The organism is Specibacter cremeus, from assembly GCF_003946885.1.
Lineage (GTDB): Bacteria > Actinomycetota > Actinomycetes > Actinomycetales > Micrococcaceae > Specibacter > Specibacter cremeus.
On record NZ_RWKQ01000059.1, the window covers coordinates 1 to 25,398 of the forward strand.

Consider the following 25,398-nt stretch of genomic DNA (forward strand, 5'->3'; position numbering starts at 1 on the left):
CCCCGACGTCTTGACACCAGCCCGCCCAGCCTAACTACACGGCATTGGGACTAGTGACCGTCGCCCAACTTGTGCATGGTGGCGACGTTGGGACTGCCTTGGATGTCCAGTTGAAGTGAAACCAGCAGCATCTGCACACCCAACACGAAGGGCACGACGGCGAGCATGACCGAGCCGGCGGTCGGCGAGCCGATGCTGTTGGCGAGCACCCACAGGCCGACGGCGACGCCGAGCACGATGAGTGCGAGGCCCGCCAACAGCAGCAGCGCGACCGGTGAAAAGGACCACACCATGTATTTCCACCACACGCGGCGCCAATAGCCCCCGAACAGCAGGGAAAGAAGCTCCGGAATCACCCGGGAAAGTTTAATGCTGGATACTTCGTTGCCGTAGACCGCGGGGATCGGCACGTCCGTGATGGGCACGTCCAGGATATTGAGATTGATCAGGAGGTCGTTTTCGAAACTGTAACTGACCGCAATCTTGTTCAGCGGCAAGCGGCGTAGCACCTCGGCGCGAATGGCCGTATAGCCGTTCTGTGGGTCGAAAATGTGCCAATAGCCCGACGCGAACTTTGTCATGAAGGACAGCACGATGTTGCCAAAGATCCGGTAGCCGGGCATCCCGGCGAACGACTCGCCGGAAAAGAATCGATTTGCCTTGGCGAAACCGTAGCCGTCGACGACCGGGTCCAGCAGCTGAGGCAAGAAATCGGGGTCCATTTGGGCGTCGCCGGCCATCACGACATTGATTTCGGATCCCAATTCCAAGGCCGCGCGATGGGCGGTCAGGATGGCGCCGCCGACGCCCTGGTTCGCCTCATGACGGATGAGTCGAAGCCGTGGGTCCCCGGTTGCCTCGGCCGCGGCCGACGTTTGATCCGGGCTGCAGTCGTCGACGATCACAATATGGTCGACGAAGTCCGGCATCGTCTCTATGACCTGGGCAATGTGCCGCTCTTCCTTGTAGGCCGGCACGACGGCAGCAATTCGTACACCACGATACATTCTGGACTTCCCTATCGATTCATGGCTGTGACGTCTCGGGGTCGACGCTAGTCACGGATAATTTCTTGGCATCCCGATGGGCGAAGACCCACAATTTATACAAATAGTAGTTCCAGATCGTGGTCAGGCCGGTGGAGACCACCTTGCCGACCACGAATCCCGCGCCCGCAAACTGAAAAAACTCCACGATTGCCATGGTGGCGATCGTGTTGAACAGCAGCACGGCCGAGTATTTGGCGAAACCGCCCAGAACCGATCCCTGGGTGCGGAAGGAGAAGCGGCGTTGGAGAAAGTAGTTGTAGAAGAAGCTGCCCCAAAACCCCGCACCGGTGGCCGCCCACAGCGGCCAGTCGAAGACCCGGAAGAACAGTGTGAGCAGACCAAGGTCGACAACAAAGCTGCTGCCACCAATCACCAGGTAGCGCCCCGCGGAACTGCTCAGGAGCTTTGAAATCCAGGCCTTGCCCATCAGCAGATTCCTCCGTGCGCAAGCACCGTCGATGGATCCGTCATCTTCCAGATGCCCGGCACGCCCGGCTCGGAGACCCGGTCGTGCGCATCGGCCGCCACCTGCGCGGCGCCGCCGGGCAACTTGGCCCAGTCAATCTTGTAGAGGGAGGCGTTCCCCTCCCGCGCCACCAGCTGGAGGAAGGGAAGATGACCGAGGTTTACAAGCCCCGGTTTTGGCTTGTCCCCCGCGCGGATCCTCCCTTCGCCGACAAAGACCCAATCGATTCCAAGCTCCGCGGCCGCCGCCCGTACCGCTGGATCGGTGGGCAACTTCGGCAGAGAGGTCAACAGAAGCTGTTGACGCTGCGTGGGTATCACCTCGAAATGCCGGATCATGGGCATCCGTCCCCCCAGGGCGTACATCCACACCGAGCCGTCGCAGGCATCGTTCAACACCGTGGCATTCTCGGGTACCCACCGGCTGATGTGGGTCATCAGGTTGATTTCACCGGAATTCAGGGTGCTGCCCGTGACCTTGTTGGTCCAGGCGAGCCGGGCGTAGCTGGTCTTGATGTTGGCCGAGCTGACCGATCCGGCGACGAGCAGAATGACAAGCCCGAGTGCCGTCGTCGGCAGGAGCGCTCGGTTGCCGGCAAGTATATTGCCGGCGTGCCGGCGGCCTGGTTCGGCCGCACCGGCACGTCGGCTGGCCGCGACACGCCATAGCCGGTAGGCGCCGAACGCCAGGAAATAGACACCGGCGCCGATGAGCGGTATCAGCAGCAGGATGTAAACCGCTACGATGCGCCATTGATCGTCGTAGAACGGAGCCGCGGCCAACCGGATGACTCCCTTGGCGTTCGTGCCCATGGTGAAGATCGACAGGACGCCGAAGCCGATCACCGGCAGGAAGTACCACCGGCCGCGGCGTCGGAGCAGGAGGCCTACCACGGCGATGGCAATCAACACGGTGGCCGCATAGACGGGTTGAGAGTCGGCGTGGCTGAGGAAGATGGCGTTGCGGATGGCGCCCTGCGGGGTGGTGTCCGGTGGCCACGTCATTCGCGCGACCCGGGACGCCTCCTGCAGCATTTCGCGGATGATGGGCACAGCGAGGATGGCGCCCAAGCCCCCTGCGGCCAGCAGGAAGAGCGTCATGCCGAGTGCCCGGCGCCTGAAGTGCACGAAACGACTGGCCAGCCAGCACAGCATGACCGGCGCCGCGACGAACGCCAGGGATGGGTGGACGGCGATCACGCTGACCGCCGCAAGACCGACCGCCAATACGCCATGCCACCGGCGGTTTTGTGCGTAGTGGGTCGCCAGCAGCACGAACGGGCCCACCATCAGGGTGCCGGCGAAAAATGGGATCAGCGGCCCCCGCCACAGCAGGTCGTAGGGGTAAACGGTCAACCACGTGGAGGCGGCGCCGGCGGCCGCCACGGCCAGCGGCTTCTTCACCAGCACGGCGGTCAGGGCCATGGTGCTCAATGGCAGCTGGATCGCCACCAGGACCATGGTGAAAAGATTGATGAAACCGGGAATCGTGAGTCCCGACGCGGGCCAGACCAGGGCGAGGATCGCGTGGAAGGCGATGGGATAGCTGCGTATCGGAGCGGTCGCGATGGTGGTGTCGTAATAGGCGAAGTTCCCCGCGATATGGGGGCTCCACTGCTGGGAGTCGGCGATCAAGCGCAACATGTTCGCGTGCCACGGAATATCCCAGTCCTGGTTGATGGACTGCAGGGCGGCGGTCCCGTGCAACCAGGTGTAACCGCCGACGACGCCGGCGAGGACCACGGCGGCCGAGCCATACAGCCACCAGACCCTTGTCCCGCCGGCTCGTACCGGTCCCGGAAGACGCCGTCCCCTCCGACGAACGCTCAGCCGGATGCCGAACGCCAACGCCGAGGCGAGCAGGACGGCGATGCCGACCGACAAGGGATTCCATGGCAGATGCACGTAGTCGCCCCAGGCCCCGATCACGCTCAGCAGGCCCAAGCCCATGGCCGGGGCGGCGGCCGGCAGGAAGATCCGGCGAATGCCGAGTGCCTCCCCGATCAACCAGCCCGGGCCCCACCAGACGAGGATTATCAGTACCGCAGACCACAGCACAGGGCCGAACGCCATCGAGCCGCCTTCCGTATTTTTCACGTCGTCGAGCGAACCGCTCCGCGTTGCCCCATGCCATTTTAGCGTAGCCACCGTGGACGGCCCGCTGCGCCGCGGCTTCGCCGCCGATCAAAGCGCGAATACACTGGGCGTGAACTGGCGGAACCCTCCACCATCGAAAGGACATGACGTGCACAATGAAGCCATGACAGCCCGTCCCGTCGCGGTCGTCACGGGCGCCGGATCGGGGATCGGCCGGGCCGTGGCGCGCGAATTCCTGGCCGCCGGCTTCGGCGTGGCGCTGGCCGGGCGGCGCGAAGAGGCCCTCGAGGAGACGGCGGACGGGCATCCGGAGGCGCTGGTGGTCGCCACGGATGTCACGAGCCCGGCGGACGTGGAGGCCCTGTTCGCGGCGGCCGTGGCGCGGTTCGGCCGCGTGGACGTGCTGTTCAACAACGCCGGCGTGGTGGGCCCGGCCGGCTCCGTGGACGAGATCGCCCCGGCCGACTGGGACGCCACCGTGGCCGTGAACTTGACCGGATCGCTGCTCTGTGCGGCCGCCGCCGTGCGCACCATGAAGGCACAGTCGCCGCAGGGCGGGCGGATCATCAACAACGGCTCCATCGCCGCACACTCGCCCCGGCCCAAATCCGCCGCCTACACGGTCACCAAGCATGCCATCACCGGCCTGACGAAGTCGATCGAGTTGGACGGGCGCCCGTTCGGCATCAGCGCCGGCCAGATCGACATCGGCAACACGGCCACCGCCATCATGGAGACGCTGGGCGTCGGCGAGGGCGCCCTGCAGGCCGACGGCAGCCGCCGGGTCGAGCCGACCTTCCCGGTGGCGGAGGCGGCCCGCACGGTCCTGTTCATGGCCCAGCTGTCGGCATCGGCGAACATCGGCTCGCTCGTGGTCACCGCGGCCGGCATGCCGTTCATCGGCCGCGGCTAGCGCACGGCTGAAAAGACAAGTACGACGGCGGCACCCACCGCGCGCGGGAAGCGCGCGGTGGGTGCCGCCGTCGTACTTGGACACTGTCAGATCAGCGGCGGGGCCGCCGCTCTCTTCAATGCACCGGCTTGGGCTCCGGCTCCTTGACGGGCTCGGTGACAGGGACCTGGCCCGTGACGGGCACTTCCTGGCCCTCGGCGTCGATGATTTTGCCGTTCTCGCAGCGGTCGCCGTTCTGCAGGCACGCCAGGAGCTCGGCCGAGATCTCCCGGCCGGTGCCGGCGGCGGCGAACACCGACGGGTTCTCCGGGTTGCCGCGCTTCAGGTGGTTGAACAGCAGGTTCAGCAGGATGGCCATCACCGCGGCGGACGAGATGCCGGAGTGGAAGATGGTGCCGAACCAGGTGGGGAACTTGTCGTAGAACGTCGGGGCGGCAATCGGGATCATGCCGAACCCGATGGACGTGGCGACGATGATCAGGTTCATGTTGTTCTTGTAGCTGACCGTGGACAGTGTGCGGATGCCGCTGGCAGCCACCGTGCCGAAGAGGACGATGCCCGCTCCGCCCAGGACCGACGTCGGCACCGCCGCGACCACGCGTCCCATCACGGGCAGCAGGCCCAGGATCACCAGGATCACGCCGCCGGCGGAGACCACGAAGCGGCTCTTGATGCCGGTGACGGCCACCAGGCCCACGTTCTGGGCGAACGCGCTCTGCGTGAAGGAGCCGAAGATCGGGGCCACGGAGCTGGAGATCATGTCGGCGCGCAGGCCGTTGCCGAGCCGCTTGGAGTCAACCTTGGTGCCGACGATCTCGCCGACGGCCAGGATGTCCGCGGAGGTCTCCACCAGCGTCACGAGGATCACGATGACCATCGAGATGATGGCCGCGATCTCGAAATGGGGCAGGCCGAAGTGGAACGGGGTGGGGAAGTCCACGATCGGGCCGACGCCCACCTTGGAGAAGTCCGCCATGCCGAAGAAGAACGCGACGATCGTGCCGATGATCATGGCCAGCAGGATGGACAGGCGGGAGATCGTGGCATTGCCGAGCTTGCTCAACAGCAGCACGATGGCCAGGGTCAGGCCGGCCAGGCCGATGTTGGCCGGGCTGCCATAGTTGGCGGCCTTGCTGTTCCCGCCCATGGCCCAGTTGGCGGCCACCGGCATCAGCGTCAGGCCGATGATCGTGATGACCGTGCCCGTGACGACCGGCGGAAAGAATCGGATGATCTTGGAGAAGATCGGTGTGATGGCGAGCCCGATCAAGGACGCCACAATGACGGCTCCAAAGACGGAGGGGAGCCCCCCGCCACCGTTGACGATGGCGACCATCGTGGCGACGCCCGCGAACGACACGCCCTGCACCAGCGGCAGCTGGGACCCGAAGAACGGGACACCGATGGTCTGCAGCAGGGTGGCCAGGCCGCCCATGAAAAGGCAGGCCGCGATGAGCAGGCCGATGTCGGCGGACTTGAGGCCGGCCGCCTGGCCGACGATCAACGGCACGGCGATGATGCCCCCGTACATGGTCAACACGTGCTGGAACCCGTACGCAAAGCTTGCGCCGATGCCGAGCTTCTCGTCCTCCGGCCGGGCCGGTTTCGCGGCCGTGGCCGTATTCTTTCGATTGGTCATAGCGGACCTCCTCGTCTGCTTACCCTTGTATAACGACAACCCGCTTTGGGAGCTGCCGTGACGGGTGGGCGGGGGCGGCTACCCCCGCCCACCCAAACCGTTTGACGGCTGGTGACTGCGTTTAGCAGAAACCGGTGATGCCCTCCCACGCGTTGCCGGCGTCGCTGCCGCCCTCGCGCAGGACGGTGGCCTCGATCAGCCCGTACGGGCGGTCCGCGGCAAAGAACACCTCGTTGGGGTTGTCCTGGCCGAACGGGCTCAGGTCAACGACGAAGTGGTGCTTGTTCGGCATGGAGAACTTGATCTCGTCGATCTCCGGGTGGGCCGTGAGGACCTTCTTGCCCATCTCATACAGCGTGTGCTGCAGGGCGTGCGAGTAGCCCTCGGTGAAGCCCTCGAGCAGCAACGCGGCGATGTCGTCGTACGCCTTGTTGAAGTCGATGTCGGCGATGGCGGCCGGGTTGTAGCGCCAGCGGGCCGACACGTCGGTGGCCAGGATGCGGTCTGTGGTCTCCGCCAGGGTCGTGTACTTGTCCTTGGGGTAGCCGACGAAGCCCGACTGCGTGGTCTTCAGGACCGTCAGGTCCTTCAGCCCGGAGATCAGCTGGGTCTTGTCGCCGTCCTTGACGAGCACGGCCGTGCGCACTTCGCGGCCGTTGCGCACGAACGAGTGGTCGTGGCCGGCGCCGTTGGCCTGGATGCGGTCCCAGGCGTACTGCTCGGCCTCCCAACGTCCCCCGGTGACCCAGCCGAATTCGCTGGTGAAGTGGTTGCCCAGGCGGATCAGGAACGCCTCGGGGGAGCCGATGCCGTCGCGGGCGAACGAGTACACGGTGTTTTTCTGCGTGTCCGTGGCCACGACGTGGGCGTTGTCGCCCTCGAGGTGGGCGGCGTCGAAGTCCCCGCGCAGCTGCGAGGTGACGTTGAGGTCCTCGATCTCGTGGCGGTCGGTGTCGCGGGTGATCTTCACGACTCGGACCTCGGCCTTGCCGTACTGGTTCTTGCCCAGGATGATGTTCTCGCTCATGGTCTAGCTTCCTCTGTATGTTGAATAGGCGAACGGGCTCAGCAGCAGCGGCACGTGGTAGTGCGCCTGCTCCTGCTCAACCGCGAAGGTCAGGACCACTTCCGGGAAGAAGGTGTCCGTGTTGATGCCGGCGAAGTAGGCCGCCGTGTCGAACCGCAATCGGTATGCGCCGGTTTGCAGTCGCTCGGGGCCAAGGTCTTTCACCCGCCCGTCAGCATCGGTGCTGCCCGCAGCAATCCGGACCCATGCCTCGCCGTCGCGGGCTTGCAGCTCGACGGCGACACCTGCGGCGGGCTGGCCCGTCGCGGTATCCAGAATGTGGGTGGTCACATGGGAAACGCTCACGCGCTCATCACTCCTTTGAGTCGCAGCAGCGCGATCTCGCGCAACTGCTGGGCGACGATGAGTTGTTCCTGTTCGGCAGTGTTCTCCAGGCGTCGGTGCAGCGCGTCGAGAATCTCCTGCGGGGTCCGGCCGGCGGCGCGGATGAGGAAGACCTGGTCGAATTTCGCCTCGTAGTCGCGGTTGCCCTCGGCCAGCGCCGTGATGACGTCGTGGTCGGCGGGGTCGACGGCGGCCTGCTCCCGGCGGGACAGCTCGGCCTCGGCGCTCGACCCGGCGGCACGTTCGCCGATGCGCGGGTGGTGCGCCATGGCGGCGTCGATCTCGCCCGGGGTGAACGGGTCGGCGGCCGTGAGCGCGCATTGGAACAGCGCGTCCAGGCTGGCGAAGGGGCGGGCGGCGGAAATGTCATCGATCCACCGCTGGATGTCAATACATGGGCGCAGCGCGGTGGCCACATCGGCCCGGGCGGCGTCGTTCAGTTGCTCCAGCAACATTGCTTGGCAGTCCTTGGTCATTCAATGCTGGCATCCACGGCGTAGGCTATACGAAAACAATTTCTCGTATCGTGGAACTGTTATTTCAGCATATGAATAGTGAACCGCATCACGTCCGTGATGTCAACCACTCGGTCGCCAATTGTTGACGTTGGGCCCCCCGAAGATGCAACCAGGGCGCGGTTAAGCACCGAAACCCGCGGATTTCGGTGCTTAACCGCGCCCTGGTTGAGCGGGCTACAGGCCCAGTTCGGTGCGCAGCCGGGCCACGTGGCCGTCGGCGGCGACGTTGTACTCCGCCGTGCGGATCGTCCCGTCCGCATTGATGACGAACGTGGAGCGCAAGGTGCCGAAGAACTTGTTGCCGTTGACCTCCTTCTCGCCCCAGGCGCCCCACGCCTCGGCCGCGCCGTGGTCGGCGTCGGAGAGCAGCGGGAAGTTCAGCTCGAAGTCGCCGGCGAAGGCCGCGAGGGCCCCGGGCGCGTCCGTGGAGATGCCCACGACGTCGATGCCCGCGCCCTGGAGCGCGGCGAGGCTGTCGCGGAAGTCGCACGCCTCCGTGGTGCAGCCGGGCGTGGCCGCCTTCGGGTAGAAGTACACCACGACCTGGCGGCCGGCGAAGTCGGAAAGCGAGACGTTCGTGCCGTCGGCGGTGGGCAGGGTGAAGCCGGGGGCCGGCTGTCCGGGTGTCAGGGGGGTGGTCATGGCGCTCCTTCGATCAACCATTCCGTATGGTGAGAATGGAATCTTGTCATATGGAATAAGACTATGACTGTGGTGGGGGCCCGTCAATATCGTGCGTCGGCCGCGGCGGGGGTCAGCCGCGGCGGTCGAAGACCAGTCCCCCCGGCACTTGGAACGTCGGCATGATCTCCATCAGACCCAGGTTGACATGCCGTGGCGCCTCGATGGCGAAGTCCACCGTGTTCACGATATCGTCCGTCGTCAGCGACTCATAGCCCTCGTAGAATTCCTCCCACGCGGTGGCCATGTCCTCCGGCGAGCCGCCGAGGTTGCGGCCGAAGATCTCCGTCTCGACCCTGCCGGGGCAGACCTCCGTGACGCGGATCCGTTTGCCCACCGTGTCGTTGCGCAGCTGCCGGGACACCTGGTGCACGGCGGCCTTGGTCGCATGGTAGACGGTGTGGCCGTAGAAGTTGTACAGCCCGGCGATGGAGCTGATGTTCACGATGTGGCCGAGGTCGCGCGCCACCATGCCGGGCAGCACCAGCCGGGTCAGCTGGAGCAGCCCGCGGAGGTTGACGTCGATGAGCTCGTCGACGTCGGCCGCAGCGGCGTCGAGCAGGTTGCCCGGGCGGGAGACGCCGGCGCAGTTGACCAGCACGTCGACCTCGAGCCCATCGACGACGGCCTCGACGGCCGCGGTGTCGGTGAGATCGACGACGTGCGGCACCGCGCCGGTGCGGTCGGCCAACTCGCCGAGGCGTTCGCCGTTGCGGGCCAGCGCGTGCACGGTGAGGCCGCGTTTCGTGAGGCGCTCGGCGATGGCCGCGCCCATGCCGGTCGAGGCGCCGGTGACGAGGGCGGTGGAGTAGTCGGAAAAGGGCATGGTGTCTCTCTCTGGTGGATCGTGCGTGGGGTGGTGGGGCGGCGCTCTCAGGCGTCCCGGAGCGGCTCGTGCGCGCGGTCCTTCACGGTGCTGACGGCGATCAGCGTGCCCAGCGCGGTCACGACGGCGTAGAACGCGGGCATGTAGATGTTGCCGGTGCTGGTGATCAGCCACGTCATCAGCAGCGGCGCCGTGCCGCCGAAGACGGCCGAGGAGACGTTGTAGCCGAGCCCGTAGGCGGAGTAGCGCACGCGGGTCGGGAACAGCTCCACGAGCAGGATGTGGATGACGGCGGTGTGCCCGGCGAACACGACGGCCATGAGGCAGGCGCCGAGGATGGCCAGGCCCATGTTGCCCGTGGCGATGAGTCCGTAGGCCGGGATGCCGATGATGGCCATGGCGATGGCCGATCCGGCGATGACCCTCTTGCGTCCGACCCGGTCGGACAGCGCGCCCATGACCGGGATGGCGAAGCAGATGACGACCAGGGAACAGGCCGTGACGACCAGGGCCTCGCCGATGCTGAAGTGCAGCGCCTTGCCCTTGAGGAACGTGGGCATGTAGGAGAACAAGACGTAGTAGCCGGAGCCGTTCATCAGCGGGATGAACAGCGCCAGCAGCATGGCGCGGCGGTGCTCACGCGAGGCGAAGGCCTCCTTCAGCGGGTTCCTCGACAGCCCGCCCTCCTCCTTGAGTTTCTCGAAGCGCGGCGTGTCACTGATGGATTTGCGGATGTACCAGCCGATCACGCCCATGGGGATGGCGACCAGGAACGGGATGCGCCAGGCGAACGCGCCGAACCCGCCGCCGTCGATCGCGGCCCGCGTCAGCCACGGGGACATGGACCAGGCCAGCAGCGTGCCGGTCAGCAGGGCGGCGAAGGAGGCGATCTGCGCGTAGGAGGTGATCAGGCCGCGCCGGCCCTCCGGCGAGTGCTCGGCCAGGAATGTCATGGCGCCGGCCGCTTCGCCGCCGACCGAGAAACCCTGCACGAGGCGCAGCAGCACCAGCAGCGCGGGCGCGGCGACACCGATGGCCGCGTACGGCGGCAGCACGCCGATGGCCGCGGATGCCGCGCTGATGAGCATGATGACGAACACGAGCATGCGCTGGCGCCCGATCCGGTCGCCGAGGTATCCGCAGACGACGGCGCCCAGCGGGCGGACGAAGAAGGACACGGCGTAGCCGGCGAACACGAACAGGAGGGCGGCGTCCGGGTTCCCGGGGGCGAGGAAGACCATGGCCAGCACGCCGGCCATGAACGCGAAGATGCCGTTGTCGTACAGTTCGACGAAGATGCCGACGCAGCCGGCGAGGACGACCTTGCGGGTTTGGCGGCCGGTGAGCGGACCGTCGGTGTGCGTTGACACGCGGGGTGAAGCAGTCATGGCGTTCCTATCTGATTGGACATTAGCAGGGGAGGGCCGGGGAGGCGAGGGTCAGGCGCCGGCGGCCACATGGGCCGCCGGGTCGTTGTCCGCCCGGGCGGCGACGCCGAGGGCGGAGAACACCGTGTTGACGGTGCGGCGCAGGGTGTCCAGCTCGGCGCGGGCGGCGCGCAAGGCGGCCGCCGCCTCGGCGGTGCCGGTCTTGCGGAAAATGACGGCGTCGCCGGGCCGGGCCTGGGCGAGCGTGTCGAGGGACAGGCTCGTGACGACGGCCAGAACCGGATAGCCGGCGGTCACGCCGCGTCCGCGGTGCAACACGAGCAGCTCGTCGCGGGACGGCACCTCGACGGCGCCGACCGGGACACCGCGGGAGAGCACCTCGCCACTGGACTGCCGCTCGGGCAGTTCCCCACCCAGGCGCAGGCCGATGTGGTTGCTGCGGGCACTGACCACGTAGGGGGCCTCGAAGAGCAGGTGCGCGGAGTCGCCGAACTCGTCCACATCCGGACCATCGGTGACGCAGACCGTGCGCGGGGCGGTGAAGTCCGGCCGCCTCGGGCCGAGGCGGAACAGGGGCAGGTCGAAGTAGGGTTGGCGGATCGGCCGCACGCTGGCCAGGGTCGCGACCTCGTGGCCGTCGGCGAGGCGCAGCCCGAACCCGATGACGGTGTCCGGGGCGCAGCTGCCCAACAGGCGGGGCGCGCCCAGGGAACCGTGGACGGCCAGGTACGTGCGCAGGCCGCCGGTGATGCCGGTGACGCGGATGGTCTCCCCGGCGCGGACGGATACGGGTTCCCATTGCCGGACCGGGCGCCCTCCCACCCGCACCGTGGCCGGTGACCCGGTGACGGCGATGAGGAGGTCGGAGGTCGTGGCGGCGGTGAAGTCCAAGGCGGTGATCTCCACGAGGGCCGCGTCGTCGTCGTTGCCGGCCAGGATGTTGGCCGCCCGGGCGGACCACTGGTCCAGCGCGCCGTTGACGGGCAGGCCGAAGCGGGGCCCGCGGAAGCGGCCCAGGTCGGTGACCTGGGAATTGCCGGCGCGGCGGACCTGGAGCACGCCGCTCACCGGGACGCCGCCAGGGACCGGCCGGACAGCATGTCGAATGCGGACTCGGCGACCCGGTGGAAGCGGATGATGTCCCCCGGCGCGTAGGGCACCAGTGGCTCGCGGGCCAGGTCGAGCAGGGACAACGGCGTCTGGCCGATGACCTGCCAGCCGCCGGGCGCCGTGGCCGGGGCGATGACGGCCTGCCGGCCGGCCACGGCCACGGCGCCGGCGGGCACGCTCAAGCGGGGATCTTTCAGGCGCGGCACCGGGACGGGGAAGTCGGGGCCGTCCATCATGGGTGAGCCCGCCGGTGCGCCGAGGCAGCGGATCACGTACGTCTTCGCGCAGTGCAGGTTGATGACGTCCTCGGGGTCCAGGCCCTGGATCTGCGCGACGGCCGCCAGGTCCGGGCCGTACGATCCGCCATAGACCACGGGGACGTCGAACTCGCGCGGCGCCCGGTCCGGTGTCGCGTCATTGGCCAGTTGCCGGACGCCGAGCTGGAGGAAGGCCCGCAATTGCCGGGCCGAGATCAGGGTCGGGTCGAATTCGACGAGTAGCGAGTCGTACGTGGGCACGACGCCATGGACGCCGTCGGCCCCGGCGGCGTCCAGCCAGTCTGCCAAGCGGTGCACCGTGGACCAGGCCGCGTCGGGGCCGGTGGCGACAACGCGCAGGGCCGAGTCGCCGGATTCATGCACGAGGACCGGTGCGACCGGCGAGGAGCCCATCTCAGGCCGCCGCGGACTTGGCGTCAAGGACGCGCGCGAGCGGCGCGATCGTGACGCCGTCGGCCAGCAGGGCGGCGCGGATGCGCCTCGCGACGTCCAGGGCCCCCGGATTGTCGCCGTGCAGCAGGACGGTGTCGGCCTCGACGTGGACATCGGTGCCGTCAACGGCGTCGAGCACGCCCTCGCGCACCAGCCGCACGGTGCGCGCGACGACGGCCCCGGCGTCGTGGATCACCGCGCCGGGCTCGCTGCGCGGCAGCAGGCTGCCGTCCGGCTGGTAGGCGCGGTCGACGATGCCGACGATGCCCACGCGCAGGCCACGCGCACGGGCCGCGCCGGCCAGTTCGCCGTCCTGGGTCAGCACGATCATGGACGGGTCCGTCGCGGCGACGGCGTCCGCAACGGCCGCCGCGTAGTCCGCCCGGGTCGTGACCAGGTTTCCGAGCCGGCCGTGCGGGGCAACATGGGCGACGCGGCCGCCGTGGTAGGCGGCGAACGCCGACAGGGCGCCGAGCTGGTACAGCACGTCCGTGCGGACCTCGTCGGCGGCCAGGTCCATGGCGCGCCGGCCGAAGCCACGCAGGTCGGGGAAGCTGGGGTGGGCGCCGATGCCGACGCCGCGTCGCACGCAGGCGGCCACCGTGGCGTCCATGATGTCTGGGTCCCCGGCGTGGAATCCGCAGGCGATGTTGGCGCTGGAGAGCACATCCAGCAGGGCGTCGTCGTCGCCCAGCGAGTACGCGCCGAATCCCTCGCCGAGATCCGCCACGAGATCAATCATTTGGCCCATTTGTATTTCACCTGAAATGCCTGGAAATTGGAAGAGGGATTTCCTGGGAGGGAAATTCCTGGACTGAGCTTCAAATATATGCGGTGAGAGGCGGCTCACACAAAGACGTTTTCCGTGTCATGTGATAGTGGTTTCTTATGGCATGGGTGGACCGTAGAATTGGCTGTGGCGGCCGCCCGACGGAGGCCGGTGAGGGGAGGGATCGCGGATGGACACGCGGAAGCTGGCGTACTTCGTCAAGATCGTCGATTCCGGCAGCATCACGAAGGCGGCCGCGGCACTGCATGTGGCCCAGCCGGCCCTGAGCCAGCAGGTGTCGGCACTTGAAAGCGAGCTGAAACAGCGCCTGCTGATCCGCAGCAAGAAAGGCGTGGAACCGACGGCCGCCGGCACCACGTTGTACCGGCACGCGCAAAGCATCCTGCGCCAGGTCGAACAGGCGCGCCATGATGTGGAGGCCTCCGGCGCGGCGCCCAGCGGCCGGGTGTCGCTGGCCATCGCCCCGTACAGCATGGCCTCGACGCTGGCTCCACGGATCCTCGGCGAGGTCAATCGCCGGTACCCGGACGTGATCGTGCACTTCACCGAGACCTTCGGCGGCATCATCAGCGAGGCCGTCAAGAATGGCCGGTTGGATATGGCGATCATTTATGAGCCGGGTCGCATCCAGGGTGTTCAATTCACCACCATCGTGGTGGAGGATCTTTATCTTGTGGCGAATCGATCGATGGAAAGCCCGGCCGATTCCGGTGAAATTACCTTGGGTGAGGTTTCCCGGTTGGGGCTGTTCCTGCCGGAGCGGATCCACACGCTCCGGCAGATCGTTGAGACGAGCCTGGCCGGCCATGGCCTGCCGTTGGACCTGCGCGGGGAGGTCGAGTCCGTGTCCGCCCTCGAACAGCTCCTGCGCGCCGGCCTGGGAGCGGCCGTCCTGCCGCAGTCGGCGGCCGAGGCGCTGTTCCTCGAGGGGGAGTTCCGGATGCTGCACATCGTCGAACCGCGATTGCACTGCAAGATCGCGCTGTGCACCCCCGACCACGAGCCGATGTCGGAGGCCGCGGCCGCCGTGCTGATCGTGCTCAAGGAGGTTCTGGCCGAGATCCTCGGCGCCTAGGAAAGCCATACACGTATGGCGAGGACGCGCCGTCCCGCACGAGGGGCGCGTCCCGGGAACATGGGATCAGGTTGTGGTGTGCCATGCCCAAAACATGCTGTCCGCCGAGAAGTTCAGCGAGGTCCGTAACGCCATTGGCCGATGACAGCAGCCCGAGTACTACCTGAGCCAACCGTCTACGTACTACGGCTGTTATCGACGAGAAATGTACTATCTGTACATTTCGTATGTTCCGTCTTACGCTGGAACCATGACTGATATGACTCTGACCGAGGCTCGGGCTCACTTGGCCAAAGCCGTGGACACCGCCCGCATGGAGCACGATCCCGTGTGGCTGACCAAGCACGGCAAGCGCCTGGCCGCAGTGATCGACGCCGAGGACCTTGCCCGCTTGTTGGCTGCTGCCGAGGACCTCGAAGACCTGCACGCCGCCGAGGCCGCGCGGGAAGAACGTGCAGCTGGCGCAGCCCCGATTCCGTGGGATGAGGTCAAGGCAGACCTGGGGCTCCTGTGACGCGGTACGTCGTCCAGGTTGACCAGGCGGCGCTTCGCCAGCTTCGCAAGCTCGATCCTCAGGGCCGCCGCCGTGTCGCCGCTGCCATTGAACTGCTGGCCGACGATCCACGGCCGCCCGGGGCAAAGAAGCTCGTCGGCGGCGATGGGGAATGGCGGGTCCGCACCGGTGACTTCAGAGTCATCTATGAAATTAACGATGCAGTCCTCACCGTGCTTGTTGTCGCGGTCGGCAACCGCCGGGACATCCACCAGAAGCGCTGACCCTCGTAATGCTCCGGCGGGTTCTTCTGGCCGAGGCAGGGTGCGTTGCCGGCGATTCACCCGTCGCAGGCGTCTTCTAGCAGCGCCTGGGCTGCGGCTGCCGTTTCCTGGAAGCGGTCTTCGCGGATCGCCTTGATCGGCGACTCGAAACCGAGCCGGGGGTTGATCGACAACGCCCACGCCTGGGCGACGCGCTTGCTCTGGGCGGTCTCGATCTCCTGGATGACGCCATAGGCGAACCGCAGTCGCTGTTGGGCCGGCTGGGTGGGTTCAAGGTCGCCCCGCACCCACTCAATGCCTGCATTTTGGCTGTTTTTTGCTCGTTCCCACGCGCCGGATAGACGGCCCAGTCGCTCAGCTGATCGGCCGCGCCAGGGAATGGCTGGTGCTGACGACTTCAGGCGAGGAAGCGTCCAAGGGTCGGACTTCCACATTTGCTCCATGCGTGTATTCGCGGCACGCCATTTGTGCTGAGCGCCTGCATTCGGCTGAAAATCACCGATGAGTGCCTCGAAAACATACAGGGTGCAGGAGACCAGTGGGGCAGCGTACCCGAGCAGCAGGTCCCGAGATATTTCAAGCTGCACCCCACGTGCAATGAGCGATCCCGGCACAAAATCCGAGCCCTTGACAAAGATGTTGACGCCAGGGCCTTGCCCATGGGTGATCGCGGACATTTCCGAGTAGATCTGACTGCCCGGCAGCTTGATTGCCTCGCTCAGCAGGTTGTATGCCATCGTGGCCGGGCCTGTCTCCCCTTTTGTCAGGGGTTTCGCGTCGAGGCCGGCAAGCAAGGTGAAGAAGATGTCGTCGTGGGCGGGTCCGCCAATTGCCGGCCGGCTTTGCTTGTCGCCGGCGGCACGGGGCCAATGGCCGCCTCGGCCAACGCTGTGGCTTCGGTGACCAGTCCGAGGAGGATCGAGGAGAGCTTGATTCGTTCCGCCTCATGCATCGGCTTATCGTCCACGCCGCACCCCCAATATCGGCCACAGTACCGCTCAATCCAACACACGATGGACTCTGCGCGGCTCGTGGTCCTCAAGGTCAACGGTGGCACGCACCCTGCGCCCGTCGGTCCAGGTCGCACCCGACAAGTTCAAGGGGTCCCTGGACAGGAGCGTGGCGGCCGACGCCGTGGCGCACGCCCCGAGGAGGTCAGCCCCACGCCTCCGGGTTGACCGGGTGGGCCGGGATCCGCCCGGCGGCCAGGGCGACCGCGTTCTCGGCGCACAGCTTCGCCATGGCCGCGCGGACGGCGACGGTGGCGCTGCCCAGGTGCGGCAGCAGCAGCGTGTTCGGCAGCGCGGCCAGCCCGTCGGCCAGGGCCGGTTCGTGCTCGTAGACGTCCAGCCCGGCGCCCGCGATGCTCCCCGTGCGCAGGGCCTCCACGAGTGCGGCCTCGTCCACCACCGGTCCGCGGGCGGTGTTGACCAGGATCGCTGTGTCCTTCATGGCGGCCAGCACCGGGGCATTGACAAGGTGGTGGGTCTGCTCGGTGAGCGGCACGTGCAGGGACAGGAAGTCGCTCTGCGCCACCAGCGTGGGCCAGTCGACCTGGCGGACGCGGCCGGCGAGTTCGCCCAGCTCGGCCCGGCCCACGGTCCGGTGCGCCGGCGGCCGGGGCGCGAAGATGACTTCCATGCCGAAGCCCAGCGCCCGGCGTGCCACGGCGCGGGCGATGCGCCCGAAGCCGGCCAGCCCCAGGGTGCGGCCGGACACGTCGGCGCCCAGCAGCAGGCGCGGATGCCACCCGGTGTAGTGCCCGGCGCGCATGAACGCGTCCGCCTCGACGACTCGCCGGGCCGTCCCCAGCATGAGCAGCAGGGTGAGGTCCGCCGTGGCGTCGGTCAGCACGTCCGGGGTGTTGGCGACCATGATGCCCCGGGCGGTGGCGGCGGCCACGTCGACATTGTTGTACCCGACCGCGTAGTTGGCGATGCCGCGAATCCTGGCCCCGCCCAGCGTCGCCGCGCCGAGGTCGTCGCCGAGCTGGGCGACGACGACGTCGAACTCGCCGGAGGCGCAGTGCGCGGCCAACTCACCCGGGCCGAGGGCCCCCTCGGGGACCGTGCAACGGCCGGCCGCGGCGAGGATGTCCATGCCCGGGGCCGGCAGCTCGGTGGTGACGAGGAACGATGGCGCTGAACCGCCGGAAGAATCAGTCCTCAACCAACAGTCCCTTGGCCTTGAGCTTGTCCGTGAGGTTGCACAGCTCGATCGTCGTGCCGCCGGCCCGGTAGCGGCGGATCTGTTCGTCCTCGGCGTCGACGCGGGCCTGTGCCAGGGCGATGACCTCCTCCGCCTCGTCCCGGCGCACGACGACGATGCCGTCGGCGTCGCCGCGCAGGATGTCGCCGGGGTACACGATCTCGCCGCCGATGACCAGCGGGTGGTTGATCGGGCCCAGCGTTTCCTTCACGGTGCCCCGGATGGCGACGTTGGCCGAGAACACGGGCAGCCCCAGCTCGATCAGGTCGGCCGTGTCGCGCACGCCGGAATCCGTCACCATGGCCGCGATGCCCTTGGCGGCCATGGCGTTGCCGAGCACGTCGCCGAACGTGCCGGCCTCGCCGAACTCACCGGCCGAGACGAGCACGACGTCGCCCGCCGTGGCGTAGTGGATGGCCACCTGGAGCATCAGGTTGTCCTGCGGGGCGCATCGGACGGTCACGGCCGGGCCGCAGAAGTGCATGGAGCGGTCGATCGGCTTGATGCGCGAGCTCAGGGCGCCGCGGCGACCCTGGGCCTCGTGGATGGTGGCCGACGAGAATTTCGCCAGGCGGCGCACGACGTCGGCGGAGGGGCGGGTGACGGAGGTCTTGACGTGGATCACGGGGTACTTCCTTGGGGTGGTCGGGATGGTCAGTTGAGGTCGGCGACGGCCGCGGCGATGGCGGCCACGGCGGCGTCGACCACGTCGAGCGAGGTGGCGAAGGACAGCCGGAGGTAGGGGGAGAGCCCGTAGGCGGAGCCCTGGATCACGGCGACCCCCGCGGCATCGAGCAGGTACAGCGTCACGTCCTCGTCGCCGGCCAGCACGGTGCCGGCGGGCGTGGACTTGCCGAGCAGCCCGGCACAGTTGACGTAGGCGTAGAACGCCCCGTCGGCCGGGGCGCAGGAGAGCCCGTCGATGGCGTTGATGCCGGCGACGAGCGCGTCGCGGCGGCGGCGATACACGTCCACGGACTCGCGCACGAAGCCCTGGTCGCCGGAGAGGGCCGCCGCGGCGGCCGCCTGGCTGACGGACGACGGGCAGGAGGACATCTGCGACTGCAGTTTGTTCATCGCCGCCACGAGTGGCTCCGGTCCGGCGCCGTAGCCCAGGCGCCAGCCGGTCATGGCATAGGCCTTGGACACGCCGTTGACCAGCAGCACGCGCCCACGCAATTCGGGGGCGGCCTCGACGAGGGAGTGGACGCGGCCGGCGCCGAAGTGGATCTCATCGTAGATCTCGTCGGCGAGCACGCTCACGTGCGGGTGTCCGTCGAGCACGGCGGCCAGGGCGCGCAGCTCCGCCACCGTGTACACGGCGCCCGTCGGGTTGGCGGGGGCGTTCAGCAGCAGCCACTTCGTGCGGTCCGTGATGGCGGACGCCAGTGCGCGCGGCGTGAGCTTGAAACCGGCCTCCTCCGGGCAGTCGACGATGACGGGGGTGCCGTCGTTGGCCAGGACCATGTCCGGATAGGAAACCCAGTAGGGTGCGGGGACGATGACCTCGTCGCCGGTGTTGAGCGTGGCCTGCAGGGCGACGAAGATGACCTGCTTGGCCCCGCCGCCGATGGTGAGCTCGGCGGGGGTGTACCGGTGTCCGGTGTGCCGGGCCAGCCGGTCCAGGATGGCCGCTTGCAGGGCCGGCGTTCCGGTGACCGAGGTGTACTTGGTCTCGCCGGCGGCGATCGCGGCGACGGCGGCGTCCTTGATGTGCGCCGGCGTGTCGAAGTCGGGTTCACCGACCGTCAGGTCCAGGATCGTGCGGCCCGCGGCCTTCAGTTCACGGACGCGGGCCGCGGCGGCCACGCTGGGGGAGGGCTTGATCCGGGTGACGCGGTCGGCGGGGGAAAAGTCAGGCATGGTCCATTCCGAAGGTCTCGAGGCGCGGCCACCGGTACTGGTGGCCACGCCTCGAGCCTACGGATTGGCTGCGTGTTGGGATAAGACCTATTGTGCGTGAACGGATAAGGGGATCTTATGACCCCGGGGCTACCGCGACGCCGGCGCGTCGGCAGCGGTTCTCTCCTCCGCCGTCGTCTGCCTCCACAGCGCCATGCGCGCCTGGTGGTGCGGGGTGCGGCGCATGAGCGCGTACGACGCGCCCAGGATGAGGAACCAGACGGGGGTCACCGCCAGCGCCACCAGCGTGTCCGCCTGGGTGGTCAGCGCCCACAGGATGAACGCGAAGAACGCGTAGACGACGACCACCATGGGGATGCCGCCGGGCATCTTGAACGTCGAGGCGCGGTGCAGGTCGGGGCGGCGCCTGCGGAACACCAGGTAGCTGGCCAGGATGATCGACCACACGAACATGAAGCACAGCGCCGAGACGGTCGTGACCATGTCGAACGCCCGGCCCACGTCGCTGCCCGCGTACAGCAGGACGACGCCGGAGAGCAGCAGCACGCAGGACAGGAACAGCGCGTTGCGCGGCACGTGGCGGGCGGACAGCTTCGCGAACACCTTCGGCGCGTCGCCGTCCTTGGCCAGGCCGAACACCATGCGGGAGGTCGAGTAGATGCCCGAGTTGGCGCTGGACATGGCGCTGGTCAGCACCACCAGGTTCACGACCGTGGCCGCGATGCCCAGCCCGGCCAGCGTGAACATGCCGATGAACGGGGACTTGCCCGCCTGGAATCCGGTCCACGGCGTGACCGACATGAGCACGATCAGGGCGCCCACGTAGAACAGCATGACGCGCACCGGGATGGCGTTGATGGCGCGCGGCAGGTTGCGCTCCGGGTTCTTCGTCTCCGCCGCCGCCGTGCCCACCAGTTCGATGCCGACGAACGCGAACACGGCGATCTGGAAACCGGCCACGAAGCCCATGAACTCGTGCGGGAAGAAGCCGCCATGGCTCCACAGGTTCGTGAACGAGGCGACGCCCGATTCGGAGCTGAAACCGGTGAAGATCATGACCAGGCCGACGACGATCAACGCCACGATGGCCACGATCTTGATCAGCGCGAACCAGAATTCCGTCTCGCCGAACGAGGCCACGGACGGCAGGTTCAGCAGCAGCAGGATCAGCACGGTGGCCACGCCGGGGATCCACAACGGGATGCCCGGGATCAGTTCCCGGGAATAGCCGGCGATGGCGATCACGTCCGCCACGCCCGTGACGACCCAGCAGAACCAGTACGTCCAGCCGGTGAAGAACCCGGCCCACGGGCCCAGCAGGTCCCCGGCGAAGTCGCTGAACGTCTTGTAGTTCAGGTTGGAGAGCAGCAGCTGGCCCATGGCCCGCATGACGAAGAACAGCATGAAGCCGATGATCATGTATACAAAGATGACCGAGGGCCCCGCCACGGAGATCGTCTTGCCCGAGCCCATGAACAGCCCCGTGCCGATCGCCCCGCCGATGGCCAGCAGCTGGATGTGCCGGTTGGACAGGGCCCGTTTGAGCTCGGGACCGCCGGAATCCGGGGAAATCGTGGTGGTGGCGGGCGTGGGTGTGGGCTGCTGTGGCGTCATGAATGGGTCCTTCGAGGTCACCGATGGGTGACCGGGGTAACAAATGTCTTTGAATACAATAACGCCCCAACCGGAGTGCCCCGGACCGGCGGGCGCGGAACCCGGGGCGCCGGGCCGGTAATCTGTGATCCATGACACCGCCCATTCGCACCGCCCTGCTGGGATTCGGCCTGGCCGGGCGCGTCTTCCACGCCCCCGCGCTCGCCGCCAACGCGCGCTTCGACCTGGCGGTGATCGTCACCGGCGACCCGGGCCGCCGCGACGAGGCCCGTGCCGCCCACCCGGGCGCCGAAATCCTGTCCTGGGACCAGTGGGACGCCGGCGTGCCGGGCCTCGAGCTGGTCGTGGTCGCCACACCCCCCGCCACCCATGCGGCGCGGGCGCACGCCGCGCTGGAGGCCGGGGCCGACGTCGTCGTCGACAAGCCGTTCACGGTGACCAGCGCCGAGGGCGAGGCGCTCATCGGGCTCGCCGCGGCGCGCGAGCGGGTGCTCTCGACCTACCAGAACCGGCGCTGGGACGGGGAGTTCCTGACCCTGCGCAGGCTGCTGGCCGACGGCGCGCTCGGGCAGGTGCAGCGGTTCGAGTCGCGGCTGGAGCGCCGGCGGCAGGGGGCGGGCAAGCCGTGGAAGGCGGCCGCGACGCCCGCGGACGGGGGCGGTGTGCTGTACGACCTCGGCAGCCACCTGATCGACCAGGCCCTGGTGCTGTTCGGCCCCGTGTCCCGCGTCTACGGCGAGGTGGCCGCGCGGCGGCCCGGCGGGAAGAACGACGACGACGCGTTCGTTGCGCTGACCCATGACAGTGGCGTCGTGTCGCACCTGTGGATGAACCTGTCCGCCGCCTCGCGGGGGCCGCGACTGCGCGTGCTCGGCTCGGACGCGGCGTACGTGAAGTGGGCGCCGGACGGCCAGGAGGCCCAGCTCCAGGCTGGCATCCTGCCGGGCGATGCGCTGTACGGCGTCGACCCCGAGGACGCGTGGGGTGTGCTGGGCGTGGACGGCGACACCGTCCCCGTGCCGACCGAGCGCGGCAATTTCGCCGCCTACTATGACGAGTTGGCGGCCGCCATCCGTGCCGGCGGCCCGGTGCCCGTGGACCCGGCGGACTCGGTCGCGGCGCTGCGGATCATCGAAGCGGTGCTGGGACAGGGGGTGCGCGACCATGGCTAGTCAGGCGCCCGGGGCCGCGCTGGCCGAGCCGGAGACGCTGGTCAGGGCGCGCTGGACGTTCGCCGTCATCCTCGTCAACGTCGGCATCAACACGGCCTTCTTCGGCCCCATCCAGGTGCTGCTCGGCGTCCAGGCCATTGCGCTGGACGAGGCGAACAAGGAGGGCGTGCTGGCCCTTGTCACCGGTGCCGGGGCGGCCGTGTCGCTGGTCGCCAACCCGATCTTCGGCACCTTCTCCGACCGGACCACGTCCCGGTTCGGCCGCCGCGTCCCGTGGGTGCTCATCGGGGCGGTCCTGGGCGTGATCGGCCTGGTCGGGCTGGCCGGCGCGCCCACCGTGGCGGCCATGACGGCGCTGTGGTGCCTGGTCCAGCTCGGCTGCAACGGCGCGCTGGCCGCCGTCACCGCCGCGGTCCCCGACCAGGTGCCCGTCCGGCAGCGCGGGCGCGTCGGCGGACTCGTGTCGATGGGCACCGTCGTCGGCATCCTGGCGGGCGCCGCCGTCGGGGCCGTGGCCGGCGGGAACTATCCGCTGGGCTACGGGCTCTCCGCCGCCGCGCTCGCCGTCGGCATCGTGCCCTACCTGTTCCTGTCGAACGACCACCGGCTGCCGCCGCGCACGCGCGGGGCGCGCTCGTGGCGCGGCGCGTGGGACGCCGTCGTCACGTTCTTCGTTGCGTTCTGGATCTCGCCGCGGAAGCACCCCGACTTCGGCTGGGCGTGGCTGACCCGGTTCCTGGTCAACGTGGGCAACCACCTCGTCACGCTGTACCTGCTGTTCTTCCTGCGCGACTCGGTCAAGTTCGACAACCCCGCGTTCGGCGTGCTGATCCTGACCGGGCTGTACGCGGTCATGACGCTCCTGACGGCCGTGCTCGGTGGCCTGTGGACGGACCGCGTGGGCCGGCGCAAGCCGTTCGTGATCGGGTCGTCCGCCATCATCGCGCTGGCCGCGCTGATCCTCGCGTTCGCGCCGACGTGGACGGGCGCCGTGGTCGGCGCGCTCGTGCTCGGCGTCGGCTACGGCGCGTACCTGGCCGTCGACTTCGCCCTGCTGACCCAGGTGCTGCCCAGTGCCGCGGACCGCGGCAAGGACTTGGGCGTCATCAACGTGGCCAACTCGCTGCCGCAGGTCATCGCCCCCGTCATCGCCTACCCACTGGTGGCGTACCTGGGCGGCTACATCACGCTGTACGTGGTGGCCGCCGTCATCGGCCTGCTCGGGGCCGTGTTCGTGGTGAAGATCAAGGGCGTCCAATAGCGGGAGCCAGATGGACTGGCTGTAGCCGAAGAATTCGTGGTCCTCGTTATAGCCGCCGTAGCCCGCGCCGAGTTCGGCGCGGGCTACGGCATTATTCCGAATTCGGAATAATGCCGAGGACCGCTCCCAGGTCCGCACCGGGCCACACCCCGCGGGTCATGGCCACCCTGCGCACCGCCATCAGCCTGCTACGGCTGGACGGCTGGGACACCATCGCCCTACGACATCACGCCCGCGACCCACAACGAGCCCTCGCATGCCTGCTGACCTGCTAACACGAGACCTTTCCGGGGCCCTGGGGCCTCCCCCACCTCCAAACCCGGCGACAGATCGCTGGAAGACCACGCCATCGATCCCGCCTTGATCCGCAGCCTGGACAGTGAGCGTGCGATGCCGGGTAAAATCCATGACACGGCGCGGAGGAGTGCTCTGCCGATGAGGTGGCGTTCACACCCATGACATTCTGAGGGCCTCCTCCTCCAGCAGCGCACGCGCTTTTTTAGCGGGTCGCAGGACTTCTCGGCGGAGGGCTTTTCACGGGTTAGCTTGCAGTGCCTGCCAATACTCGTACATGGATTGTTGATGCTGCCTACCCAGTTGAGCCCACTGCCGCATCGCATCCTTAGAAGGGTCCGGCGGCCGGAAATAGGAGTGCTTGTAGAGCGTTGCATGTTCTTCCCACTTGGCGGCACAGAGCTGGGCGGGCACAGATTCGGGGGACGCGTGCAGGTGGATCAGCAACGCACCTTCAAGTGCTGGCAGCGCGATTGTCGGGCTGTCCTGCGGGTGGTGTCCCGCATTGCGCCACTCGACAGTGGCGATCATGTGGGCGGTCCCAGTCACCTCCTCGGCGAGGCGGAAAAGCTCATCCGCCGAGAGGCTGGGGAACTCGCCCGCGAGAGCATCGCGAAGAACTTCCTGCCCACTGACATTCAATAGCTCGCCCGCCCCTGCAGCCTGAGCCACCACGGGAGCCGCCACCCGCGAAGCGATCTCTCTGGCCTGCGCCAGGGGAATGGAGAAGAAGACCTTGGCGGGGTCAAACCCGCTTGGGTTAGTTACTTTTCGCATCCATCCACCGGCCTCTCAGCGCTCCTAAACTCCTTCAAGGTTCGGCAGAGTTCCCGAGCGACCAAATTGGTCAGCTGCCTATCGCAACTGTCACACTCTGCTGATTCGTGGCCTAGTAGACGTAGACCGCTTGGTGAAGGTTCGGAGAGCTCACGCAATCGTAAAGAAACCCAAACACGTAGATATATGCGGAAACTTCGTTCTCTCCGGTGCCCGTGTAGAGGTTCCCCTGCTTCTCCCACGAACTTGAGAACGACGCTTCACTGAAGCTGTTTACAGCGGCCTCGCCATTGTCTTCATTCGTTGCTCCGACGTGGGCGTTGACATAGAATGGACCGTTGTTGAGGTACTCGAATCCGAAGTCGTAATGGACATGATTCCCGCCGTTACTCGGATACAAGAACGCGGTGCCGCAGCTCCCGGGAATCACAATGTTGGGCTTCGCTCCAGTCGTCGTGCTCGCGTGCGGGACGGCGACCATGGGAATCGCAATTGGAGCGTCGGTCGTCGGCGGCGATGAGGTTGAGGACGATTGCGCGCTTTGACTAGGGGGAACCGCTGCCGAAGCGGCTTGTGAAGTACCGAAAACACCGAGTACAAGCACGGCTACCGCGGCCATCGTGGTCATTGTTGATCGCTTGAAACTGAACATCTTTGCTCCTCGTTCTAGCTCACCAATTTTTTCGGTAACTGGTCAGGTGGTGGTGGGGATCCAGGGTTGGCCGGTGGCGAGTCGGGTGAGTGCGTCGAGTGCCTTGAT

26 protein-coding genes are annotated in these 25,398 nt (G+C 67.5%); 6 read left to right on the forward strand and 20 right to left on the reverse strand.

What is annotated here, in order from left to right:
- Positions 1 to 50: 50 nt before the first annotated feature.
- Genes EJC77_RS18075 through EJC77_RS18085 form a run of 3 tightly spaced genes read right to left on the reverse strand, consistent with a single transcriptional unit; the run spans position 51 to position 3,611 of the window.
- The gene (locus tag EJC77_RS18075; protein ID WP_164520485.1) at positions 51 to 977 is read right to left on the reverse strand and encodes a glycosyltransferase family 2 protein; all 927 of its coding nucleotides are present in this window, start codon (positions 975 to 977) and stop codon (positions 51 to 53) included.
- Between the two features lie 49 nt (positions 978 to 1,026).
- On the reverse strand, positions 1,027 to 1,476 hold the full coding sequence (locus EJC77_RS18080; protein WP_125615978.1) for a GtrA family protein: 450 nt from the start codon (positions 1,474 to 1,476) through the stop codon (positions 1,027 to 1,029).
- Complete coding sequence (locus tag EJC77_RS18085) at positions 1,476 to 3,611, reverse strand: DUF6541 family protein (protein ID WP_125615981.1); 2,136 nt, start codon at positions 3,609 to 3,611, stop codon at positions 1,476 to 1,478. The genes EJC77_RS18080 and EJC77_RS18085 overlap by 1 nt, the downstream gene beginning before the upstream one ends.
- 163 nt (positions 3,612 to 3,774) lie before the next feature.
- Here EJC77_RS18085 and EJC77_RS18090 point away from each other — a divergent pair, with 163 nt between their 5' ends.
- Positions 3,775 to 4,524, forward strand: coding sequence for an SDR family oxidoreductase (locus EJC77_RS18090; protein WP_125615983.1), 750 nt, complete (start codon positions 3,775 to 3,777; stop codon positions 4,522 to 4,524).
- A 115-nt stretch (positions 4,525 to 4,639) separates the two neighbouring features.
- Here EJC77_RS18090 and EJC77_RS18095 read toward each other — a convergent pair whose 3' ends face one another.
- The 10 genes from EJC77_RS18095 to EJC77_RS18140 all read right to left on the reverse strand — a co-directional run bounded on the left by EJC77_RS18095 (position 4,640) and on the right by EJC77_RS18140 (position 13,558).
- Positions 4,640 to 6,163, reverse strand: a complete 1,524-nt coding sequence (locus tag EJC77_RS18095) for a nucleobase:cation symporter-2 family protein (protein WP_125615986.1) — start codon at positions 6,161 to 6,163, stop codon at positions 4,640 to 4,642.
- 121 nt (positions 6,164 to 6,284) lie between these two features.
- Positions 6,285 to 7,190 (reverse strand): factor-independent urate hydroxylase, encoded by a 906-nt coding sequence (gene pucL / locus EJC77_RS18100; RefSeq protein WP_125615989.1) that lies wholly within the window; start codon positions 7,188 to 7,190, stop codon positions 6,285 to 6,287.
- A 3-nt stretch (positions 7,191 to 7,193) separates the two neighbouring features.
- Positions 7,194 to 7,535, reverse strand: coding sequence for a hydroxyisourate hydrolase (uraH, locus tag EJC77_RS18105; protein WP_125615992.1), 342 nt, complete (start codon positions 7,533 to 7,535; stop codon positions 7,194 to 7,196).
- Entirely contained in the window at positions 7,532 to 8,029 is a 498-nt protein-coding gene (gene uraD / locus EJC77_RS18110) for a 2-oxo-4-hydroxy-4-carboxy-5-ureidoimidazoline decarboxylase (protein WP_125615995.1), read from the reverse strand. The genes uraH and uraD overlap by 4 nt, the downstream gene beginning before the upstream one ends.
- A 237-nt stretch (positions 8,030 to 8,266) precedes the next feature.
- On the reverse strand, positions 8,267 to 8,734 hold the full coding sequence (gene bcp, locus EJC77_RS18115; protein WP_125615998.1) for a thioredoxin-dependent thiol peroxidase: 468 nt from the start codon (positions 8,732 to 8,734) through the stop codon (positions 8,267 to 8,269).
- Between the two features lie 112 nt (positions 8,735 to 8,846).
- Positions 8,847 to 9,599 carry an SDR family oxidoreductase gene (locus EJC77_RS18120; protein WP_125616001.1) on the reverse strand — a complete coding sequence of 251 codons (753 nt, stop codon included), beginning with the start codon at positions 9,597 to 9,599 and terminating at the stop codon, positions 8,847 to 8,849.
- Between the two features lie 47 nt (positions 9,600 to 9,646).
- Positions 9,647 to 10,987, reverse strand: coding sequence for an MFS transporter (locus tag EJC77_RS18125; protein ID WP_125616004.1), 1,341 nt, complete (start codon positions 10,985 to 10,987; stop codon positions 9,647 to 9,649).
- A 51-nt stretch (positions 10,988 to 11,038) separates the two neighbouring features.
- Positions 11,039 to 12,055, reverse strand: a complete 1,017-nt coding sequence (locus EJC77_RS18130) for a 5-oxoprolinase subunit C family protein (protein WP_125616007.1) — start codon at positions 12,053 to 12,055, stop codon at positions 11,039 to 11,041.
- Positions 12,052 to 12,768, reverse strand: coding sequence for a 5-oxoprolinase subunit B family protein (locus EJC77_RS18135; protein WP_125616010.1), 717 nt, complete (start codon positions 12,766 to 12,768; stop codon positions 12,052 to 12,054). The genes EJC77_RS18130 and EJC77_RS18135 overlap by 4 nt, the downstream gene beginning before the upstream one ends.
- A gap of 1 nt (position 12,769) precedes the next feature.
- The gene (locus tag EJC77_RS18140; RefSeq protein WP_125616012.1) at positions 12,770 to 13,558 is read right to left on the reverse strand and encodes a LamB/YcsF family protein; all 789 of its coding nucleotides are present in this window, start codon (positions 13,556 to 13,558) and stop codon (positions 12,770 to 12,772) included.
- Positions 13,559 to 13,766: 208 nt separating this feature from the next.
- Between EJC77_RS18140 and EJC77_RS18145 the strand changes: the two genes are divergently transcribed.
- The 3 genes from EJC77_RS18145 (at position 13,767) to EJC77_RS18155 (ending at position 15,449) form a co-directional block, all read left to right on the forward strand.
- Positions 13,767 to 14,672 (forward strand): LysR substrate-binding domain-containing protein, encoded by a 906-nt coding sequence (locus tag EJC77_RS18145; protein WP_125616015.1) that lies wholly within the window; start codon positions 13,767 to 13,769, stop codon positions 14,670 to 14,672.
- A gap of 250 nt (positions 14,673 to 14,922) precedes the next feature.
- Positions 14,923 to 15,186 carry a type II toxin-antitoxin system Phd/YefM family antitoxin gene (locus EJC77_RS18150; protein ID WP_125616018.1) on the forward strand — a complete coding sequence of 88 codons (264 nt, stop codon included), beginning with the start codon at positions 14,923 to 14,925 and terminating at the stop codon, positions 15,184 to 15,186.
- Complete coding sequence (locus tag EJC77_RS18155) at positions 15,183 to 15,449, forward strand: type II toxin-antitoxin system RelE family toxin (RefSeq protein WP_125616020.1); 267 nt, start codon at positions 15,183 to 15,185, stop codon at positions 15,447 to 15,449. Before EJC77_RS18150 ends, EJC77_RS18155 begins: the two co-directional genes overlap by 4 nt.
- A gap of 56 nt (positions 15,450 to 15,505) precedes the next feature.
- Here the strand turns inward: EJC77_RS18155 and EJC77_RS18160 are convergent, their stop codons facing one another.
- From EJC77_RS18160 to EJC77_RS18180, 5 genes are all read right to left on the reverse strand, one after another.
- Entirely contained in the window at positions 15,506 to 16,186 is a 681-nt protein-coding gene (locus EJC77_RS18160; RefSeq protein WP_125616023.1) for a hypothetical protein, read from the reverse strand.
- Positions 16,187 to 16,604: 418 nt separating this feature from the next.
- Complete coding sequence (locus tag EJC77_RS18165) at positions 16,605 to 17,549, reverse strand: 2-hydroxyacid dehydrogenase (protein WP_125616046.1); 945 nt, start codon at positions 17,547 to 17,549, stop codon at positions 16,605 to 16,607.
- 58 nt (positions 17,550 to 17,607) lie between these two features.
- Positions 17,608 to 18,282 (reverse strand): 4-carboxy-4-hydroxy-2-oxoadipate aldolase/oxaloacetate decarboxylase, encoded by a 675-nt coding sequence (locus EJC77_RS18170; protein ID WP_125616026.1) that lies wholly within the window; start codon positions 18,280 to 18,282, stop codon positions 17,608 to 17,610.
- 29 nt (positions 18,283 to 18,311) lie between these two features.
- Positions 18,312 to 19,520: an aspartate transaminase gene (locus EJC77_RS18175; protein ID WP_125616029.1), complete on the reverse strand. Its 1,209-nt coding sequence runs from the start codon at positions 19,518 to 19,520 to the stop codon at positions 18,312 to 18,314.
- A gap of 129 nt (positions 19,521 to 19,649) precedes the next feature.
- Positions 19,650 to 21,134 carry an amino acid permease gene (locus EJC77_RS18180; protein WP_125616032.1) on the reverse strand — a complete coding sequence of 495 codons (1,485 nt, stop codon included), beginning with the start codon at positions 21,132 to 21,134 and terminating at the stop codon, positions 19,650 to 19,652.
- Positions 21,135 to 21,265: 131 nt separating this feature from the next.
- Between EJC77_RS18180 and EJC77_RS18185 the strand changes: the two genes are divergently transcribed.
- Positions 21,266 to 22,306 carry a Gfo/Idh/MocA family protein gene (locus EJC77_RS18185; RefSeq protein WP_125616035.1) on the forward strand — a complete coding sequence of 347 codons (1,041 nt, stop codon included), beginning with the start codon at positions 21,266 to 21,268 and terminating at the stop codon, positions 22,304 to 22,306.
- Positions 22,299 to 23,567, forward strand: coding sequence for an MFS transporter (locus tag EJC77_RS18190; protein WP_125616037.1), 1,269 nt, complete (start codon positions 22,299 to 22,301; stop codon positions 23,565 to 23,567). The genes EJC77_RS18185 and EJC77_RS18190 overlap by 8 nt, the downstream gene beginning before the upstream one ends.
- Before the next feature lie 534 nt (positions 23,568 to 24,101).
- Here the strand turns inward: EJC77_RS18190 and EJC77_RS18195 are convergent.
- Complete coding sequence (locus EJC77_RS18195; RefSeq protein WP_125616040.1) at positions 24,102 to 24,638, reverse strand: hypothetical protein; 537 nt, start codon at positions 24,636 to 24,638, stop codon at positions 24,102 to 24,104.
- A gap of 112 nt (positions 24,639 to 24,750) precedes the next feature.
- Complete coding sequence (locus EJC77_RS18200; RefSeq protein WP_205787481.1) at positions 24,751 to 25,266, reverse strand: hypothetical protein; 516 nt, start codon at positions 25,264 to 25,266, stop codon at positions 24,751 to 24,753.
- Positions 25,267 to 25,398 lie beyond the last annotated feature (132 nt).

What these genes read in the sequence shown, in the direction of transcription:
- EJC77_RS18080 (WP_125615978.1), bottom strand. Translation starts at nt 1,476, where the DNA reads ATGGGCAAGGCCTGGATTTCAAAGCTCCTGAGCAGTTCCGCGGGGCGC.
- EJC77_RS18090 (WP_125615983.1), top strand. Translation starts at nt 3,775, where the DNA reads ATGACAGCCCGTCCCGTCGCGGTCGTCACGGGCGCCGGATCGGGGATC.
- EJC77_RS18095 (WP_125615986.1), bottom strand. Translation starts at nt 6,163, where the DNA reads ATGACCAATCGAAAGAATACGGCCACGGCCGCGAAACCGGCCCGGCCG.
- pucL (WP_125615989.1), bottom strand. Translation starts at nt 7,190, where the DNA reads ATGAGCGAGAACATCATCCTGGGCAAGAACCAGTACGGCAAGGCCGAG.
- uraD (WP_125615995.1), bottom strand. Translation starts at nt 8,029, where the DNA reads ATGTTGCTGGAGCAACTGAACGACGCCGCCCGGGCCGATGTGGCCACC.
- bcp (WP_125615998.1), bottom strand. Translation starts at nt 8,734, where the DNA reads ATGACCACCCCCCTGACACCCGGACAGCCGGCCCCCGGCTTCACCCTG.
- EJC77_RS18120 (WP_125616001.1), bottom strand. Translation starts at nt 9,599, where the DNA reads ATGCCCTTTTCCGACTACTCCACCGCCCTCGTCACCGGCGCCTCGACC.
- EJC77_RS18125 (WP_125616004.1), bottom strand. Translation starts at nt 10,987, where the DNA reads ATGACTGCTTCACCCCGCGTGTCAACGCACACCGACGGTCCGCTCACC.
- EJC77_RS18135 (WP_125616010.1), bottom strand. Translation starts at nt 12,768, where the DNA reads ATGGGCTCCTCGCCGGTCGCACCGGTCCTCGTGCATGAATCCGGCGAC.
- EJC77_RS18140 (WP_125616012.1), bottom strand. Translation starts at nt 13,558, where the DNA reads ATGGGCCAAATGATTGATCTCGTGGCGGATCTCGGCGAGGGATTCGGC.
- EJC77_RS18145 (WP_125616015.1), top strand. Translation starts at nt 13,767, where the DNA reads ATGGACACGCGGAAGCTGGCGTACTTCGTCAAGATCGTCGATTCCGGC.
- EJC77_RS18150 (WP_125616018.1), top strand. Translation starts at nt 14,923, where the DNA reads ATGACTGATATGACTCTGACCGAGGCTCGGGCTCACTTGGCCAAAGCC.
- EJC77_RS18160 (WP_125616023.1), bottom strand. Translation starts at nt 16,186, where the DNA reads ATGGCATACAACCTGCTGAGCGAGGCAATCAAGCTGCCGGGCAGTCAG.
- EJC77_RS18165 (WP_125616046.1), bottom strand. Translation starts at nt 17,549, where the DNA reads ATGGACATCCTCGCCGCGGCCGGCCGTTGCACGGTCCCCGAGGGGGCC.
- EJC77_RS18175 (WP_125616029.1), bottom strand. Translation starts at nt 19,520, where the DNA reads ATGCCTGACTTTTCCCCCGCCGACCGCGTCACCCGGATCAAGCCCTCC.
- EJC77_RS18180 (WP_125616032.1), bottom strand. Translation starts at nt 21,134, where the DNA reads ATGACGCCACAGCAGCCCACACCCACGCCCGCCACCACCACGATTTCC.
- EJC77_RS18185 (WP_125616035.1), top strand. Translation starts at nt 21,266, where the DNA reads ATGACACCGCCCATTCGCACCGCCCTGCTGGGATTCGGCCTGGCCGGG.
- EJC77_RS18190 (WP_125616037.1), top strand. Translation starts at nt 22,299, where the DNA reads ATGGCTAGTCAGGCGCCCGGGGCCGCGCTGGCCGAGCCGGAGACGCTG.
- EJC77_RS18195 (WP_125616040.1), bottom strand. Translation starts at nt 24,638, where the DNA reads ATGCGAAAAGTAACTAACCCAAGCGGGTTTGACCCCGCCAAGGTCTTC.
- EJC77_RS18200 (WP_205787481.1), bottom strand. Translation starts at nt 25,266, where the DNA reads ATGACCACGATGGCCGCGGTAGCCGTGCTTGTACTCGGTGTTTTCGGT.